This is a genomic window from Prolixibacter sp. NT017 (assembly GCF_009617875.1).
Taxonomy (GTDB): Bacteria; Bacteroidota; Bacteroidia; order Bacteroidales; family Prolixibacteraceae; genus Prolixibacter.
Genome location: NZ_BLAV01000001.1, coordinates 4665623 through 4683625, shown reverse-complemented (window position 1 = coordinate 4683625; position 18003 = coordinate 4665623). Strand labels below are relative to the sequence as shown.

At 45.5% G+C, this 18003-nt stretch carries 16 protein-coding genes; all 16 read left to right on the top strand.

What is annotated here, in order from left to right; translation table 11 throughout:
• The first annotated feature begins 121 nt into the window (after positions 1-121).
• The 16 genes from GJU87_RS19460 to GJU87_RS19385 all read left to right on the top strand — a co-directional run bounded on the left by GJU87_RS19460 (position 122) and on the right by GJU87_RS19385 (position 17848).
• A complete protein-coding gene (locus tag GJU87_RS19460) occupies positions 122-2833 on the top strand; it encodes a TonB-dependent receptor domain-containing protein (RefSeq protein ID WP_153641004.1) in 2712 nt (903 codons plus the stop codon).
• Entirely contained in the window at positions 2834-4078 is a 1245-nt protein-coding gene (locus tag GJU87_RS19455; protein WP_153641003.1) for a DUF4876 domain-containing protein, read from the top strand.
• A gap of 1 nt (position 4079) precedes the next feature.
• Positions 4080-5627: a DUF6850 family outer membrane beta-barrel protein gene (locus GJU87_RS19450; protein ID WP_153641002.1), complete on the top strand. Its 1548-nt coding sequence runs from the start codon at positions 4080-4082 to the stop codon at positions 5625-5627.
• 82 nt (positions 5628-5709) lie between these two features.
• Positions 5710-7386: a T9SS type A sorting domain-containing protein gene (locus GJU87_RS19445; RefSeq protein ID WP_153641001.1), complete on the top strand. Its 1677-nt coding sequence runs from the start codon at positions 5710-5712 to the stop codon at positions 7384-7386.
• A 13-nt stretch (positions 7387-7399) separates the two neighbouring features.
• Complete coding sequence (locus GJU87_RS19440; protein ID WP_153641000.1) at positions 7400-8284, top strand: ABC transporter ATP-binding protein; 885 nt, start codon at positions 7400-7402, stop codon at positions 8282-8284.
• A gap of 18 nt (positions 8285-8302) precedes the next feature.
• The gene (locus tag GJU87_RS19435; protein ID WP_153640999.1) at positions 8303-8974 is read left to right on the top strand and encodes a hypothetical protein; all 672 of its coding nucleotides are present in this window, start codon (positions 8303-8305) and stop codon (positions 8972-8974) included.
• A complete protein-coding gene (locus GJU87_RS19430; protein ID WP_153640998.1) occupies positions 8971-10206 on the top strand; it encodes a DUF4857 domain-containing protein in 1236 nt (411 codons plus the stop codon). Before GJU87_RS19435 ends, GJU87_RS19430 begins: the two co-directional genes overlap by 4 nt.
• Positions 10207-10360: 154 nt before the next feature.
• The gene (locus GJU87_RS19425) at positions 10361-10594 is read left to right on the top strand and encodes a hypothetical protein (protein ID WP_106541210.1); all 234 of its coding nucleotides are present in this window, start codon (positions 10361-10363) and stop codon (positions 10592-10594) included.
• Between the two features lie 416 nt (positions 10595-11010).
• Positions 11011-12420 carry an anthranilate synthase component I family protein gene (locus GJU87_RS19420; protein ID WP_153640997.1) on the top strand — a complete coding sequence of 470 codons (1410 nt, stop codon included), beginning with the start codon at positions 11011-11013 and terminating at the stop codon, positions 12418-12420.
• Between the two features lie 18 nt (positions 12421-12438).
• Positions 12439-13005: an aminodeoxychorismate/anthranilate synthase component II gene (locus tag GJU87_RS19415; protein ID WP_153640996.1), complete on the top strand. Its 567-nt coding sequence runs from the start codon at positions 12439-12441 to the stop codon at positions 13003-13005.
• A gap of 27 nt (positions 13006-13032) precedes the next feature.
• Complete coding sequence (trpD, locus tag GJU87_RS19410) at positions 13033-14028, top strand: anthranilate phosphoribosyltransferase (RefSeq protein ID WP_153640995.1); 996 nt, start codon at positions 13033-13035, stop codon at positions 14026-14028.
• On the top strand, positions 14025-14813 hold the full coding sequence (gene trpC, locus GJU87_RS19405) for an indole-3-glycerol phosphate synthase TrpC (protein ID WP_153640994.1): 789 nt from the start codon (positions 14025-14027) through the stop codon (positions 14811-14813). Before trpD ends, trpC begins: the two co-directional genes overlap by 4 nt.
• On the top strand, positions 14810-15472 hold the full coding sequence (locus GJU87_RS19400; RefSeq protein ID WP_153640993.1) for a phosphoribosylanthranilate isomerase: 663 nt from the start codon (positions 14810-14812) through the stop codon (positions 15470-15472). Before trpC ends, GJU87_RS19400 begins: the two co-directional genes overlap by 4 nt.
• 26 nt (positions 15473-15498) lie before the next feature.
• On the top strand, positions 15499-16686 hold the full coding sequence (gene trpB / locus GJU87_RS19395) for a tryptophan synthase subunit beta (RefSeq protein WP_153640992.1): 1188 nt from the start codon (positions 15499-15501) through the stop codon (positions 16684-16686).
• Positions 16687-16714: 28 nt separating this feature from the next.
• The gene (gene trpA / locus GJU87_RS19390; protein ID WP_153640991.1) at positions 16715-17506 is read left to right on the top strand and encodes a tryptophan synthase subunit alpha; all 792 of its coding nucleotides are present in this window, start codon (positions 16715-16717) and stop codon (positions 17504-17506) included.
• Between the two features lie 144 nt (positions 17507-17650).
• The gene (locus GJU87_RS19385) at positions 17651-17848 is read left to right on the top strand and encodes a hypothetical protein (RefSeq protein WP_106541202.1); all 198 of its coding nucleotides are present in this window, start codon (positions 17651-17653) and stop codon (positions 17846-17848) included.
• Positions 17849-18003: the final 155 nt, after the last annotated feature.

Sequence of the window (18003 nt, the reverse complement as noted above, 5' to 3'; positions counted from 1 at the left end):
TAATAATTAAAGAATCTCGCAAATACTTATTTTGAGCTGAATTTCAGGTTTCGTGCTGTTAAAAACATGATGTTTCGATAAATATTATTTTATTTGTTACCATCCTTGTTTTTTACCATACATGACAGTTCGCTTCAAAAAATACATCTTACTTATCTGTTTTGGGATAACCAGCATTCCTGTACTTTTTGCTCAGGTAAATGAAGGTGAACTGTATGGTAAAATTGTCGGACACGATGGAAACGGGATATCCGACGTATCGGTCATCAATGCCGAAACACAAAACTGGAGCTTAACCGATAGCTCAGGAAATTACCGGTTAAGACTCCCTGCCGGAAAATCCGAAATTGTCATTCGCCACCTTGGATACCAACCCGAATCGTACTTTATAAATATCGGGCCGAATCAAAGCGTTCAAAAAAACTTCACCCTTCAAATTCAATCACTCAGTTTGAAAGAGGTGAGAGTTTTGGCTCGTGAAAACGAACAAAGTCTGACCTCAACCTCCACCATCGGACAACAAGCTATCGAACTGGTTCAGGCAACCAATCTGGGCGACATACTGCAACTCCTTCCCGGTAGGCCAGCGCAAAACCCCGACCTCAACACCGCTGGACAGGCACAATTAAGGGGAACCGGCTCGTCCTCCGACGACAAAATTGATGCACTGGGAACCGCTGTTGTAATAGACGGTGCCCCACTTTCCAACGATGCCAATTTGCAGGTAAGTAATACTGCCACCATCGGTGCCAACGGACTTTTCTCAACCGTTAGTGGCGGAGGAATTGACCTGCGCGATATTCCCGCCGACCAAATCAGCCGGGTTGAAGTCATTCGGGGAATCCCTTCCGTTCAATACGGAAACCTCACTTCGGGAGTTATCCGTGTGGAAACCATGCAGGGGAAAGCTCCTTTTCGTGGCAAAGTTCGTCTCGACCCGACGACCCAGGAAGCCAGTTTGGGAAAAGGAATTGCTCTGGGAAAAAGTAACCAGACGTTAAACATTGGCTTTGATCTCACGCATTCGCAACAGGATTTGCGCATTCCTGTCCCCACTTATAACCGGGCAACAGCCAATATCAACTGGAATTCCCACAGCAACAACCAGAACTGGCGAAACCAGGTGAACCTTTCCCTGCTCTACACGAAAGATCAGGACAAGGGAGACAAAGATGCTGCTCTGAAAGAGAAACGTTATGCCAGCGATAAAGGATTTCGACTACGCACTAAAGGCGAGTACAAATCCGGAGAAACAGTCCTGAAAAGGTTAACATATCAAGCGTCTCTAGCCATTCGGAACCAGGACTCCTACAACAAACAACTCCGCTCGGGCGAAGCTGAGCCACTACCAACTAGTCTGGTTGACGGAACGTTTGAAGTTCCCTTTGCTCCGGCCGAATATTATACGGCAACACGCATCCAGGGTAAACCGTTGAATTTCTATGCTTCGCTTATTCAACATTTTGCCGTAAGCGGAGCAAAAGTACGCGACCGTTTTCTGGCCGGTGCCGAATGGCGAACCGATGTTAATCACGGTGAAGGCAAAACATTTGACGCAGGATATCTGCCTCCGTCATCCTATCGACCAAGAACATACAGCGATATTCCTGCACTCACCCAGCTTTCGCTTTTTGCCGAAAACACCTTCGCTTTTCCATTGGCCGGAAAAACCATTCAGTGGCAAGCTGGCATTCGGTTCGACAATGTACAACCCGACGGATTGTTCAAAAGTGGCTTTGATACGAAATGGCAACCCCGAACAAATCTGACGTACCAACTTTTCCCATTCCTTCGCCTTCGTGGAGGTTATGGTATAACCGCTAAAGCTCCTTCGCTGGTGTATCTCTATCCGGAAACGGCTTACTTCGATGCACTCAGTTACATGTATTATTCCGCCACTTATCCCGACGAAAGCCTGGCGTTAATGACAACCCATACTTTCGATTCGAAAAACAATCACCTCAAATTCATGACCAATCGCAAAGCGGAAATTGGTTTCGATTTAACGACAGGAAAATGGAGTGCCCATGCCACTTTTTTCAATGAACAAACGCGGAACGCCTATTCCTTCAACGATGTAGCAGCAGCGTTCCGATACCCGGTTTACGATACCTTTTTCTATATTCCCGGAAACGGCGAAAAACCACAACTCGATGAAGTGAACGTCGATACAATGACCTACCGGAATGCTTATCTGAAACCAGCCAACTCGCTGAACATTGATCGCAAAGGAATTGAATTCACATTGCAGGCGCCACAAATTCAACAAACTGGTACTTCGTTTAATCTGAGTGGTGCCTGGTCCTCCAACATATCCTGGAGTGATGTTCCGGATATTCTGGAAATCAGCCGGAATTTCCCCAACAACCCGAACGGATACATCGGCATGTATGAATCGAATAAGACGAAACGTGAGCTGTTCCTGACAACTTTGCGTATTGTTCAGCACATTCCTGTGTTACGATTCGTAGCTACGGTTGCATTACAAAATACCTGGATTGACAAATACGAATCAACTTTTCGGGGTTCTGTTCCGGTAGGATATATCGATGATAATGGAAACACGATGCCATTGACTTCTGCTCAAGCAAAAACCGATTTTCCGTTTCTGATACGAACGGTCGATCCGGTAACCTATGAAATGGTTAACCGGCCAGCATTGTGGAATCTCAACCTGAAACTGGCGAAAGAAATTGGGAAAAATTATCGTTTCTCGTTCTTTGCCAACAACATGTTTATGCACAATCCGGCATACGCGAACAACCGCACCGGATACATTGAAAAACGAAATCCCAATCTCTATTTTGGCGGAGAACTGGCATTTCACTTTTAAATGAAAGGATTAAAGAACATAGGGCTTTTTCTGCTTTGGACAGCAATTTTGCTGACCGGATGCCGCGATGACAAGTTCAACATCGAACCGCAGTTGTACGATGTTTCCATTCAGTTGTCATTGCCGGACAATTATTCCGGTGGTTCGCCGGAAAATACAACCGTTCGGTTGATTAATATCGACAATCAACTGGAGAGCGAAGGCGTGACGGATGCCAACGGACAGTACACATTTCACAGGGTAACTGCCGGAACTTACCGTTTGTCCGCAGGAAAAAAGTACCCGGCTGCCGAAGCCCGGTCATACGGTTCTACGCTTGTCACGGACAGGGATATTTTACAAAACCGAAAAGTATCGCTCAACTACAGTCAGGCCGATATTACCGTGACCGGAAATGCCGATTTAGGTAAGCAAACACTAAAAGAAAGCCTGGCCGGATTGCTGGTCATTAAAGAATTGTACTATACCGGTTCCCGCACACCTGCCGGGAAAGCGTACTGGTCCGATCAGTTTGTCGAAATCTTTAACAACAGCGACAATACGATCTATCTCGACAGTCTATACATTGCAAGTGTTTACGGAGCCAGCGGGAACTCCACAGCCACTTCACCTACGCCATTTGCCAGTATTCAGGACAGCGTATTTCTCGACTTCGTCTGGATGATTCCCGGTAGCGGAAAAGATCATCCGCTGCAGCCGGGTAAAGCCATTGTGATTGCCCAGGACGGAATGAATCACCGCGACGATCCGAATGGCAATCCTAACAGCATCGACCTCTCGCATGCCGATTGGGAAACATTCCTCTACCGACCAGATAAACAGCGAGACATCGATTTCGCTGAAGTTCCCAATTTGACTGAAATATTTGCCAGTATGCAGTCGACCTTTGATTGGATTTTCAATAGTTACGGAACCGGCATCGTCATTTACCGCAATTACCAACCCGATGATGTACATTTTGTCCCCCGCCCCAATGATACCAAGGGCCGAACATTAATGGTTGTTCCGGCTGAATGGGTTCTGGATGGTGTGGAAGCACTGGCTTCGGCTGATGCGGGAGCTTATCACCGCATACCGTATTCCATTGATGCCGGTTTTGTTTACTGCGATGGGAACTTCAACCTGCAAAGTTGTCGACGGAAGATAGAACAAGACCATGATGGACGCATCATTTTAACGGATACGAATAATTCAAGTGAAGACTTTGAAGTCATTCCTTTCCCAACACCCGGAACATTTAATTAGCATGAAAAAGCCCGAAAACAGACATATCATCCTGTACATGCTGCTCTTCATGCTGCTTCCGCTAATTGGGATTGCCCAAAATCAGGTGTCATCGAAGATGGATGAACAAGCACTTTTCCTTTCCGGGAAACCGGGAATAGATTTGCCCTTTGCACTTGTTTTGAATGACTCACTACCGGACTTCAACCAGCTTGAATTATCAGGTACGATACGTAATCAACCTTTCCGGGAAACCGGAACTCCCGATAAATATAAAGGGCTGGACTTCTCAACATACGGTTACAAGCAGGTCAAACAATTCCGGTTTTTTGGCAAATTCGACTATCGGCGTAGCAGTGAAGAGAACATCCAGTGGCACGACCGCTTATCTCAGCATCCGGTCAACCCATTTCAATTAGTTGATTCCATTGGCGGAAGCTGGAAAAAAGACCGGTATCATCTTCAAGTACACGGATTGGCTCCACTTAATCGACATTGGGCAACCGGACTCGGCCTCAATTATCGGGTCGAAAGTGGTGGAAAAGATCAAAATCCCCGGGCGGGTAACACCGCTTTCGAAATCACGATAACACCATCGTTGACATACCAAACCGGCAGTTGGAACCTGGGAATCGAAGGCTGGTACCAAAGTTCCCGGGAGGATATCGATTTTCTGACCTACCAGAATAATATTGGTTACGACTACTTTTTCATTGACGGGCTGAGCTTGTATGGACATCCGCTAAACCGCATCAACTTCAGTTACCGGTATGATGCGAATGGAAAAGGTGGAACCATTTTCTTTCGAAAGAAACATTCCTCCGGCAACCAATGGAACGGAAAACTGGGCTACAAAATATGGGAAGAATCAGCGATTGAAACACCGTATTCCAGTAGCCTGAATCCGGAAACCGGGAGAGTTGAATCGAATCCGGTTACCGATGCGCAATATTCGCTGAAACGATTTGACGGCCTGGTATCGCTTACCCTTCCGGGCGAAAATTGGAGTCAACACTTCAGTGTAGGCGCCCAGTACGATGATGGGAAAAACTTCATGACCGAAACGACGCAGACCAATTTAACCACACAATACCTCAATGCCCAAATCGACTGGAAAGCATTCTTGAAAAAGGAAAAGCAAGTTCGATGGATTTTCAACGCCGACATCAATTTCCTTTCCGGGAAAACCGAAAATATTCTGTACGGCTACCAACAGCTCAAGAAACTGACGACACACGGTTCGGTCAGTCATTCTTTCTTTACAGGACAAAAAGGAAAAATTGAATTCGAGCTGGCTGCTTCGTGGGACACTGATCTCGGAAGCACGCTAAATATAGCGCCGGCGTCTGTATTCATTCCCGAATCATCAGAAATAACAGCCCCGGTTGTTCGCTATAATTTCAACTATCTTTCTGCCGAAAATGTTAATCTTTTCTCTCAAATCTACTGGTACCCTGAATGGAAAGCCGCTCCAAATGCTTATATTCGCTTAGCAGGCGGAGTCAACCGATTTACATCAGTAGGTGAAACCAACAATTTTATGGAGATAGGTTTGGGTAGCTATTTTTAGTACAAGCCGGACTTCTTACCTCTTTGATTGTTTTCCACTCCTCCTGGATGCAGATAATTATCAGAAGATTCGTTAACGTATTATGAAAAGATTTCTTCCGGTCATTTTTGTGTTCGTCTCATTTCATACTGTTTCAGCGCAACAGGCAAACTGGTCAGATTTTCTGTCCAGCCCGGATGACGTGGAAGTTTATTCTTGCGCCGCTTCACCTGACGGAAACTATTACTGGTTAGCTAAGTTCAGAAAAGATTTAACTATCGACAGCTACCAGCTTCAGCCTACAGGCACTGCCGGAAAAATGCTGCTGCTCAAAACCTCCAAGGACGGTCAGATTATCTGGAGTCAAACAGCAGGTGCCGACTCCACCATTAATACACTCACGCCATACAAAGTAGCGGTAGCTCCGGATAATCATATTTACACCGGAGGCATGTTTTACAACGATGTACGATTCGACAATAGCACCAAACTGACCGGCACGTCTTCCGATCAAGGAACAGGTTTCTTAACCTGCTACAATCCCGACGGAACCGTTAACTGGGCGAAAGTATTTACCAGCACCGGCAGCTCAAGAATCGAATCTGTCGCAGCCAATCAATCGTACATCGTCGCAGGAGGAACCTTTACACAATCGATGACCATCGATGGAACCACACTTCAGTCAACATACCCGGGAGTAACCAACGAGCACACGCCATTTATAGCTGTATTCGATGCGACGGGCGTGCTGGATTATACCATTGTATTTAATACACAGTCCGGCTTTTTGCGGGAAGTCAATCTTTCGCCTGACGGAAACATCGCATTTGCTGTCGAAGCCAGCGACAACGTGTATTTGACGTCGACCGCAACCAGCGGGCAATTCCCGATGAAACAATCTTTCGGGAATATGGATGCTTACACCGGAAAGATTGACATTGCCGATGGTTCACTGCTTTGGAGTGAGCGAATCGGAGGAGCCAGTTATGACTACGCTTATGCATTGGCAACTGACGCCGAAAGCAATATTTACATTTCCGGAAATGTAAATGGCGATTTTACGATGGATTCTGCTGATGGAATCTTCTATTCGGCAACAGCCAATGGCATGGATTACTTTGCTGCAAAATACGATTCGTCAGGAAATCTGATGTGGGAGTTCATTATGGGCGGCTCTGCCAGTGATGGCAATCTCGGCGATATCGCCGTTAACCAATACGGCGAAGTTTATTCCACAGCTTACTATTTGAGTTCCGCTTTGGTCTTAAACCAAAAAACTTATTCGACTGACGGCTTCGCATCTCTACTCATCAAACTTTCGCCGGAAGGCAAACCCGATTGGGCGATCGATTTTAACAGCAGCGCTTCCAGTGCCCGGCTTTGGACTGTTTCACTCGATTCAAACGGAGAAATACTGGCCGGAGGCCATTTCAAAGGGAACCTAGCTGTGGGCAACCAAAATTATCAAGCTCCTGAAACCATTTATAACGGCTTCCTGCTGTCGCTTCATGATGACAGCAGCATCGGAACGGAAGTTCTGGAGCGTCCGATCGCCCAATTAAAAGTGTATCCCAATCCGGCCAGCGATTATGTGCACCTGGCTCCGCAACCGGGGGAAACAATTGTTCGCTCAACTCTTTACGATGTTCGCGGACAGCTTATCCAGTCGAACGATTACCAAAATCAGCTGGCGGTTTCGGGTTTGCCCGAAGGAGTTTACATTTTGCGGGTAACCAGCACGCAGGGAACCAACAATCATAAATTGAGTATTCAACATTAGCAGAACAACCGGTATGGAGAATATCATCGAGTGTAAAAATCTGACACATCATTACGGAACCAAACCGGTTTTCGAAAATCTGAATTTCAATGTACCTGCCGGAAGTATCCTCGGATTGTTGGGTAAAAACGGAACCGGCAAAACCACAACGATTAACATTTTAAATGGCTTTCTGCAGCCGACCGGAGGCCAGTGTTACGTCTTCGGGGAAGACTCGCAACACATTTCTCCAAAAACGAAAGCACGCATCGGTTATCTTCTGGAAGGACATATTCAATATGGTTTCATGACTATCGTGGAAATTGAGCGATACTATTCCGCTTATTATACCGGCTGGAAGAAAGAGCCTTATTACGAGCTCATGGCCAAGCTCGATGTGGCACCGAATCAGAAAATTTCGTCCATGTCAACCGGACAGCGGTCGCAGGTTGCATTGGGGCTCATTTTGGCACAGGACCCGGAATTGTTGATTCTCGACGATTTCAGCATGGGGCTCGATCCCGGCTACCGGAGGTTATTTATTGATTACTTGCGCGAATATGCCCGTGCCGGAAACAAAACTGTTTTCACAACTTCGCACATCATCCAGGACATGGAGCGACTAATTGACGACGTACTGATTCTGGATTCGAAGCAGGTTGTTGCTCAACAACCGCTGAACGATTTCATTGAGCACTTTCGAAAGTTTACCTTCACAACCGATCGAAAAGTGGAGAACTGGAGTCAGGCTCCGGCTGTCAATGTGGAACAATTGAACCAACATGTAGAGCTTTATACATGGTCTGAGGAAATTGAAGTGAAAGCCTTTCTGGATGGAAATGGAATTTTAACAGAAAATTTTTCACAGGAGAACATGAATCTGGAAGACGCCTTCATCGGCCTGACCGGAAAATATTAATTGAAAAAATTCTCTGAGATGCTAAAGGCATTATTTATAAAAGAATGGATTAAAATACGCTGGATTCTGATTGGATTCTTCGTGGTTTCATTGTTTTCGGCTGCCAAGTTGTTGCTGGATATTCACCACCAGATTGAGTTGATGGGAGCTGGAAATCTTTGGGACATTATGCTTTTTAATAACTTCAATCCCTATCGATGGATGGAATATGTACCGCTGGTTACCGGAATATCGATTGCTTTAGCACAATTCATTCCCGAAGTACAGCACAAACGCATCAAGCTGTCGTTCCATCTTCCGGTAAACGAAAACCGAATGTTGATGCAACTGACATTGATGGGCAACCTGTTTCTGCTCATCATTTTCCTATCGGAATTATTGGTTGCATTGTTTGGCATAACGGCGGTACTGCCCAAAAAACTGATAACGGATGCTTTCATCACACTCGCGCCGTGGTTCCTGGGAGGTATCACCGCTTACCACCTCACAGTCATGGTTGTTTTTGAATCAACTGCCATCCGGCGGCTTTTGCTCATTCTTATTGCTGCTGCTTTCATCACACTATTTTATCAACCAGCAACAACCGGAGCCTATCAACCGGCATTGCCTCTGCTCGCCATATTGACGCTGTTGACTTTTTTCAAGCATTTATATACCGCATATCGCTTCAGGAAAGGGATTAACCAATGATAAAGGCAAGCCGCTACATACTCATTCTGCTGACAGTTTTCACATTGTCCGTATTTCTGCCCGGGTTTTTCAGGACCGCTTTCGAAAGGCATGTTCCGGTTCCGTTCGTCATGTACAGTTCGGTTTCACATCACTTTGTCATGCGCAAAGCGGCTGATGGAAAAACCATGTACTACGATTCGGAGGGGAAGCAGTTTAACCGAAGTCAGTATGAGCAACAACTGCCACTATTTCATTTCCGGCAGTTGATGACTGATGGTCTGATGCCTGATTCCCTTTTCGGGAAACCGGTTGATGTGTTCGAAATCAACAACGCCAACTTTTTCTCCCGCATCACTCCCTCCGATATCGATGCTCCGAAACCCGGATTGTACCCGCTATTTGAGTCGGAATCGGGTAGAGTTGCTTTGGAGAAACCCGACGATTATTTCCGGATAAACGACAAAGGAATCCAGTTCATCGATCCGGCTTCCAATGGCGTTAAACCCGGAAAAAGTGCGCTGTTCACGAAAGTGTTGACAGAAAAAGGAATGACCTTTCCGGCGAAGATGATTGCGGGAATTCCGACTATACGGAAAAAATATGACCAGGGCTATTTCATCGTCGATAAGAAAGAACATCTCTTTCATCTGAAGATGGAAAAAGGGTTGCCTTACTGTGTTCAAATTCGGTTGCCCGAAAACTTTCACATCCTACACATCGACTGCACGGACTTCAGCAATCAAGAATTCTATGGCTACATTATCACAAAAGACAGCCAGGTTTTTGTTTTGGAAACCGACACCTATAAGATGATAAACTGGCCTGTTAAAAACTACAATCCAAAGACTGACAAATTAAGTCTTCGGGGTAATCTCGATTCAAGGCTGGCGATTGTCGATAAACCGAATGACGTTTATGCTTATGCCAGCAACCGGAAGTATATCCTTCAAAATGAATATCATGAAAAACTGATACCGAATCTTTCACGCGGAGCTCAAATTGTCAACCAAATCCTCTTCCCCATTAAGATTGAATCTGGTCCGGGAACCTCCGGATTTCACCGAATTGTTTTGAAACTCCCGGAAAAGAGTCTCTTTATTATTAGTAATCTGTTCTTTCTGTTACTTTACCTTGGCATCTTCTTCGCAAGAAAAAGAAAACGGATAGCTATCGTCGAGCTGGTAATTATTCTTCTCACCGGACTATATGGATTTCTGGGAGTTCTGTTGTTGCCAACAGCGAAAAAGTAACCTGACTGTCAGATTGTCAAAAGATTCCGAAAAAGGATTAAAACACCCCGACTCTGGACTTTTTAAACGATAATTTCGATTTTTTAGAAATTCAATTTAATTTTGGCCCGAATCTTGACAGATCAAGCGTCGATGACGAATTAAGAAGAGAGACATGACAACAAAAGTAAAACTGTATAAAATTTTACGGCGTGTAGGGTTGCAAAAAAAACGCATCCTGGTAGCCAATAACAAGGAAGAACTCTTCCTCGACGATTTGGATAATCGTCTTTTGACGTATTATTTCGAGAAAGAATTCAATGTAACCGTGGAAGATGAAAAGATACCTACTCTGACCACCGTTCCTAAGGTAGAGCACTTTTTAGCCCGACTAAGAAAATCAGCGTAAATAACCAGTTTGATCGTCTTAACGAAAATTTTGTATTTATTTTAATAAAGAAATATTGCCAATCTGGAATTTTTATTTTTTCTTTACAACGTAAACGTGAAGAGAATGAAAATTAATCAATCAATATGGCTTTGGTGGGGCACCTTCCTCTTTTGAGAGGCTAAGCCATATTGCATTTAAAAATATGACGGCTTACCTTCTCAACAAGGTGAGCTTTTTTATTATCTGAAAACCGAATATCATGAATCTGCATACAAACGATACAACCTGGCGTTGGTGGTGGCACCGCAACTTTTTACAACCGTGAAGAGAATGAGCTTGGTATGTATTTTATGTGCAGAAGAAAGCGGCTTATCGATTCACGGTAGGCCGCTTTCTTTTTAAACAGCAAAATCAAAAAAATAAACGTATATATCATGAAGACGATCAAATTCAGTCCACGCGTAAAAGAAATTCTTGCCGACACCGTAACGCCGGTCAGTATTTACCTGAAGTTGCGCGACATTTACCCCAATACGTTGTTGCTCGAAAGTTCCGATTACCACGGCAACGAAAACAGTTACTCATTTATCTGCATCAAGCCGGAAGCCACGTTTATGGTGGAGCAGAATAACATCCGAATCAAGTATCCCGACCAGCAGGATGAAATCAGGCCGGTGGAAAAACACGGCCAAGTAGCCGACGAGCTGGACACATTCTTTCAATCATTCAAGCCCTCCAACGGCATATCGGGTATTCCGGCCAACGGCTTGTTCGGATATGTAAGCTATGATGGCGTTCAGTATTTCGAAACCATTAAATTCAAAAATCCGGTTAAACCGGAATACGCGATTCCGGAAATTCGCTATTCATTTTACCGGTACATCATCGCCATTAATCACCACATGAACCGTGTCCAGCTGATTGAAAACCTTCCGGAAGGAGAAGAAGAAACCATTGCAGAACTGGAAGGTTTGCTAGCCAACCGCAACTACGCCACGTTCACTTTCGATACGCACAGCGAAGAAACCTCGAATATAACCGACGAAGCATACAAAGAAATGGTCACTCGCGGAAAAGAACATTGCCACCGCGGCGACGTGTTCCAGATTGTTCTTTCAAGGCAATATAATCAGCCTTTCCATGGAGACGAATTCAATGTATATCGTGCTCTACGAAACATCAATCCTTCACCTTATCTCTTCTACTTCGATTACGGCGATTACAAAATCTTTGGCTCTTCGCCGGAAGCCCAGTTGCAAATCAAAGACCGGAAAGTTTCCATCAACCCGATTGCCGGAACCTTCCGTCGTACGGGCGATGATGAGCAGGACCGCCAACTGGCCGAGAAGCTGGCAGCCGACCCAAAAGAAAATGTAGAGCATGTCATGTTGGTCGATTTGGCGCGAAATGATTTGAGCCGCAACGCAGAAAATGTGGAAGTTGAGCAATTCCGGGAAGTTCAGTACTACTCGCATGTCATTCACCTTGTTTCAAAAGTTTCAGGCTATCTTCCCCAAAATAGCAATGCTTTCCGGGTAAACGGCGATTCGTTTCCAGCGGGAACCTTATCCGGGGCACCGAAATACCGCGCGATGGAACTGATTGACCAGTACGAAAATCAGAACCGCGGCTATTATGGCGGCTGCATCGGATACATTGGCTTTGACAACCACTTCAACCACGCCATCATGATTCGTTCGTTCCTAAGCAAGAATGCCACACTGTATTACCAGGCAGGCGCGGGAATTGTTTCTGAATCGAATGAAGAGAACGAGTTGCAGGAAGTGAATAACAAGTTGGCAGCACTGAAAAAGGCTATCCAACTGGCCCGCGAAATCCAATAACCCCGAAAAATTCAGAAAATGAAGATATTAGTTATCGATAATTACGATTCATTCACCTACAACCTGGTGCACGCGCTTCGAAAATTTGAAGGTGTAACGGTTATCGTGAAACGGAATGATGAAATTGAGCTGCCGGAGTTGAATGAATACGACAAAATCGTCCTCTCACCTGGACCTGGAATTCCGGAAGAAGCCGGTCAGATGCCCGAAGTTATAAAAGCTTATGCCGGAAAGAAACCGTTTTTGGGTGTTTGTCTCGGACATCAGGCGCTGGCCGAAAGTTTTGGTGCCAACTTGAAAAACATGGACAAGGTGCTGCACGGTGTAGCAACTCCGATTATCCAAATCAATCAGTCCTATCTTTTTGATGACGTTCCCAGAACCTTTGAAGCCGGTCGCTATCATTCGTGGGTAGTAGAAAAGAAAGACCTGCCTGCTGACCTGGAAATCACCTGCGAAGATGAGCAGGGCCGCATCATGGCTTTCCAGCACAAGACTTACGATATGGTTGGCGTACAGTTCCATCCCGAATCGGTGCTTACACCTATGGGAATGAAAATCCTGGAAAACTGGATCAACCATTAATTCACTTGCAGACGAAAAAACACAATCATGAAAGAGATACTCAATTACCTGTTTGAATATAAAAAGCTCACCAGTGAGCAGGCCGAGGCCGTTCTTCTGGAAATCACGGAAGGAAAATACACCGATGCCGAGATTGCTGCTTTTATCACCGTTTTCAACATGCGTACTATCAGCATCGAAGAATTGGAAGGTTTCCGCAATGCTTTGTTGAAAACCCGCATTCCGGTCGATTTCTCCGATTTTGAAACCATCGACCTGTGCGGGACAGGCGGTGACGGAAAAGACACCTTCAACATCTCTACGCTTTCGGCCTTTGTGGTGGCCGGAGCCGGAGCCAAAGTAGCCAAACATGGAAACTATGGCGCGTCGTCCAGTTGTGGTTCTTCGAATGTGATGGAGCACCTCGGTTATCGTTTCAGCAACAATGCTGACCAATTGAGGAAAGAACTCGACAGCTGCGGAATCACGTTCCTGCACGCACCGCTGTTCAATCCGGCAATGAAAAATGTGGCACCGGTACGTCGTGCGCTTCGACTCAAAACCTTTTTCAACATGCTGGGCCCGATGGTCAATCCCAGCCAGCCGAAGAATCAAATGGTGGGTGTTTTCAGCCTGGAGCTGGGCCGCATGTACAGCTATCTGTACCAAAAATCCGACAAGAACTTTTGCATCCTCCATAGTCTTGATGGTTACGATGAGATTTCCCTTACCGGCGAATTTAAAATGCAAACTAATTACGTCGACCGGCTGTTGAGTCCATCAGACATCGGCTTGCCGAAAGTGCAACCTGAAGAGTTGGCCAGCACCGGCGATATTCCGGGTACGGCAAAAATATTCACCGACGTGCTGAATGGTAACGGAACCGTAGCACAAAACTCGGCGGTTATAGCCAACTCAGCTATGGCGCTGCATTGCGTCGAACCGCAGAAAAGCATTGAACAGTGCATTGAAGAAGCCCGTTCGTCCCTTGCCGGGAAAAAGGCGTTGAAAATATTCACTCAACTGATGGAGATTCAGAAATGACGATTCTTGATGAAATAGTAGCCAACCGGAAAAAAGAAATCGAGCAGGTAAAAAGCCACGTTTCGCTGGCGGATCTGAAAAAGCAGATTCCGGCGGACCGAAAAGGAAATTCACTAAAAAAGCAACTATTGAATCCGGAAGCTTCGGGAATTATTGCTGAATTCAAAAGGAAGTCACCTTCAAAAGGAATCATCAACGATAAGGTGACGCCGGAAGTCGTAACAAAAGGCTATGTCACGGCAGGTGCCAGTGGTATTTCGGTACTTACCGATAAAAGCTATTTCGGCGGAAGCCTCGATGATTTTGCGAAAGTCCGGGAAGCTAATCCGGAAACACCGCTACTTCGTAAAGATTTCATGGTGGATGAGTACCAGATTTACGAGGCAAGTGTGGTAAAAGCCGATGTTATCCTGCTGATTGCTGCCGTTTTGACAAAGGAAGAAATCGAGCGCTTTACCACATTGGCTCACAAGTTGGGACTGGAAGTACTGCTCGAGCTACACGCTGAAGAGGAATTACAGAAAGTCGACCCGCGAGTGGATTTAATTGGCATTAACAACCGGAACCTGAAAGACTTTACGGTCGATCTGGACCACTCCATCCAGATGTTGGAAAAACTTCCCGCGGAAGCGGTGAAAATTGCAGAGAGCGGCATCAGCGATCCGGAAACAGTCGATCATCTCCGCAAAAGCGGCTTCCATGGCTTTTTGATGGGAGAAAATTTCATGAAACAGGAACATCCGGCGGAAGCCTGCCGGGAATTCATAAATGCATTGAAGAGATGAAAATTAAAGTATGCGGGATGCGGGAGACGGAGAATATTCGTCAGTTGGTGGAGCTTGGCCCCGACTATATCGGTTTCATTTTTTACCCGAAATCGAAACGCTTTGTTGGTGAAGAAATAGCTCCGGAAGCAGTGGAGCTGGTCCCGACCTTTATCCAGAAAGTGGGTGTTTTTGTCGATGAGCCGTTTGAATCGCTGCTCGAACAGTTCCGCAACAACAAGCTGGAAATGGTTCAACTGCACGGTAACGAGCTGCCCGAATACTGTGCCCGAATGAAACAACTAGGCATTCCGGTCATCAAGGTATTCAGCGTAGGCAGCGACTTTGACTTTGCGACGACGAAACCGTACGAAGGCAATTGTGATTTCTTCCTGTTCGACACCAAAGGCGATTTACCCGGCGGTACCGGACGAAAGTTCAACTGGCGGTTGCTCGACACTTATGCAGGCGACACACCTTTCTTCCTGAGTGGCGGAATTGGTCCGGCTGATGCCGAAATGATCGGCAATCTGCAACACCCTAAACTTTATGGTGTAGATGTGAACAGTGGTTTTGAAATTGAGCCGGCGCTAAAAAACAATGAAGCGCTTAAACGATTCATTGCTACCATCCGGGAAAACAATACGGGTTCGAATAAATCCTATTTAGATTATCTATAACGAATACAAGAAATAAATCAGATATCATGAGCTATCATGTCGATCAGAATGGCTATTACGGACGGTTTGGCGGGGCATTCATCCCGGAGATGATGTACCCGAATGTGGATGGATTGCGGAACCGTTACCTGGAGATCATCGAAAGTGAAGAATTTCGGAAGGAGTACACCGATTTGCTTCGCGATTATGTCGGACGACCTTCACCGCTCTATTACTCCAATCGATTGTCGGAGCAATATGGAGCGCAAATTTACCTGAAACGGGAAGACCTGAACCATACCGGTTCGCACAAAATTAATAACACCGTTGGTCAAATTTTATTGGCAAAACGACTGGGCAAAAAACGTATCATTGCCGAGACCGGCGCAGGTCAGCATGGTGTGGCTACCGCTACAGTTTGCGCCCGTGAAGGCCTTCAGTGTATTGTCTATATGGGCGCATTAGATGTATCGCGGCAAGCCCCGAATGTGGAAAAAATGAAAATGCTGGGTGCAGAAGTTCGTCCGGTTTACAGCGGCAACCAAACACTGAAAGATGCGACCAACGAAGCCATCCGCGACTGGATTAATAATCCGGAAGATACGCATTACATCATCGGTTCAGTGGTGGGTCCGCATCCTTACCCCGATATGGTAGCCCGCTTTCAGGCCGTCATCAGCGAAGAGATGCGGCAACAACTGAAAGAAAAAACAGGCAGCGAACTCCCTAATGCTGTTATTGCCTGCGTCGGTGGCGGAAGTAACGCAGCCGGTGCATTCTATCATTTCCTGGATGATGAAGAAGTAAAACTGATTGCGGTGGAAGCGGCCGGCAAAGGTGTCGACACCGACGAATCGGCCGCCACCACTGCACTTGGAAAAACCGGTGTTCTTCACGGTAGTAAAAGCTTGCTGATGCAAACGGAAGACGGACAGGTGATAGAGCCTTACTCCATCTCCGCCGGCCTGGATTATCCCGGCATCGGTCCCATGCATGCGAACCTTTATGAAACCGGCCGTGCCAAATTCATGAGCGTAACCGATGAAGAGACATTGGAAGCTGCCTACAACCTCACCGAGAAGGAAGGAATTATTCCGGCCCTGGAGTCGGCGCATGCTTTAGCCGCACTGGAAAAGCTCAAGTTTGGTCCGGATGAAGTAGTTGTTGTCAACATCTCAGGACGAGGTGACAAAGACATGGAGACCTACCTGAAACATTTTCGCGCAAAGCAATAGATGAACATCGAAACGAAAGAATAAAGAGATGGAAAATCGCATCAATCAGCTTTTCAAAGAGAAGCCCAATAACATACTATCGGTCTATTTCACGGCCGGGTTCCCTCAACTCAACGAAACCGAAGAAATCATTGTGGAATTGGAGAAAAGCGGTGCCGACTTAATCGAAATCGGGATTCCGTTTTCCGATCCGGTGGCTGACGGCCCCACGATTCAGAAGAGCTCAGATAAAGCCCTCAAAAACGGGATGTCAATCAAACTGCTTTTCGAGCAACTGAAAGATATTCGTCAGAAGGTAAAACTGCCACTGGTACTGATGGGCTATTTCAACAACGTGTTGCAGTACGGTGTAGAAGATTTCTGCCGGAAAGCGAATGAAATTGGCATCGACGGAATTATTCTGCCTGACCTTCCGCTGGAAGTTTATGAAAACGAATACCGCCCGTTCTTCGAGCAAAACAATCTCAGGAACATTTTTCTCATTACACCGCAAACCAGCGAAGCGCGAATCCGGAAAATCGACGATCTTTCCAACGGATTTATCTATATGGTATCGTCATCTTCAACTACCGGAGCGAAATCGAACGTAACTGAACAACAGGAGGCATATTTCAAACGAATTCAGGAAATGAATTTGAAAAACCCCCGACTGGTAGGTTTTGGTATTTCCAACAACACAACTTTTGTTAATTCCTGCCGTTATAGTCATGGAGCCATTGTTGGAAGTGCTTTCATCAAAGCACTTTCAGAAGAAGGTTCTATTTCGCAGAACGTGAAAAAGTTCATTGATTTAATTCATTCTTCAGAAGAAAATAATTAACAAAATTTCCAGTCCCAAATTAGAAAAATGAGATTGTTAAAATAGATTAAAAGCTGTTATTGCATACCTGATTTTTGGTTCTGATTTGGTATCTTGAGGAAGAGAATGAAAATTCTGAGCACGTTCTTTTAAAATTGATACACTATGATGGAATACGCAAAAGTAATCTTACCGAAGGTAAGTTTCAGTCAGGAGCTTTTCGAGAAAGAGCTGCTGAAATGCATTGGCTGGTCGAATGACAATGGAAAGGAATTGGAAGAATTAAGAGATTGGTGCTATGATCAATTTGGCGCGATTTATCCGGATATTCTGGACGATGCCTTTTCGGACATTGCAGCCTGATATCATTCCCATCAGCTTTACCTGTATTAAAAATTTTAGCCCGTTCTTCAGCGGATAACAGAACAGCATTTCCGCTCTTGCTGTTTTCCTCGAACATTAAGGAAATGCAACATCCAATGAAAGTTAGGCTACAATAACCATAATCAAAAAAGAGG

Bases quoted from the DNA above. Each gene is read 5' to 3' on its own strand.
- GJU87_RS19460 (WP_153641004.1), top strand. From the start codon at position 122: ATGACAGTTCGCTTCAAAAAATACATCTTACTTATCTGTTTTGGGATA.
- GJU87_RS19455 (WP_153641003.1), top strand. From the start codon at position 2,834: ATGAAAGGATTAAAGAACATAGGGCTTTTTCTGCTTTGGACAGCAATT.
- GJU87_RS19450 (WP_153641002.1), top strand. From the start codon at position 4,080: ATGAAAAAGCCCGAAAACAGACATATCATCCTGTACATGCTGCTCTTC.
- GJU87_RS19445 (WP_153641001.1), top strand. From the start codon at position 5,710: ATGAAAAGATTTCTTCCGGTCATTTTTGTGTTCGTCTCATTTCATACT.
- GJU87_RS19440 (WP_153641000.1), top strand. From the start codon at position 7,400: ATGGAGAATATCATCGAGTGTAAAAATCTGACACATCATTACGGAACC.
- GJU87_RS19435 (WP_153640999.1), top strand. From the start codon at position 8,303: ATGCTAAAGGCATTATTTATAAAAGAATGGATTAAAATACGCTGGATT.
- GJU87_RS19430 (WP_153640998.1), top strand. From the start codon at position 8,971: ATGATAAAGGCAAGCCGCTACATACTCATTCTGCTGACAGTTTTCACA.
- GJU87_RS19425 (WP_106541210.1), top strand. From the start codon at position 10,361: ATGACAACAAAAGTAAAACTGTATAAAATTTTACGGCGTGTAGGGTTG.
- GJU87_RS19420 (WP_153640997.1), top strand. From the start codon at position 11,011: ATGAAGACGATCAAATTCAGTCCACGCGTAAAAGAAATTCTTGCCGAC.
- GJU87_RS19415 (WP_153640996.1), top strand. From the start codon at position 12,439: ATGAAGATATTAGTTATCGATAATTACGATTCATTCACCTACAACCTG.
- trpD (WP_153640995.1), top strand. From the start codon at position 13,033: ATGAAAGAGATACTCAATTACCTGTTTGAATATAAAAAGCTCACCAGT.
- trpC (WP_153640994.1), top strand. From the start codon at position 14,025: ATGACGATTCTTGATGAAATAGTAGCCAACCGGAAAAAAGAAATCGAG.
- GJU87_RS19400 (WP_153640993.1), top strand. From the start codon at position 14,810: ATGAAAATTAAAGTATGCGGGATGCGGGAGACGGAGAATATTCGTCAG.
- trpB (WP_153640992.1), top strand. From the start codon at position 15,499: ATGAGCTATCATGTCGATCAGAATGGCTATTACGGACGGTTTGGCGGG.
- trpA (WP_153640991.1), top strand. From the start codon at position 16,715: ATGGAAAATCGCATCAATCAGCTTTTCAAAGAGAAGCCCAATAACATA.
- GJU87_RS19385 (WP_106541202.1), top strand. From the start codon at position 17,651: ATGATGGAATACGCAAAAGTAATCTTACCGAAGGTAAGTTTCAGTCAG.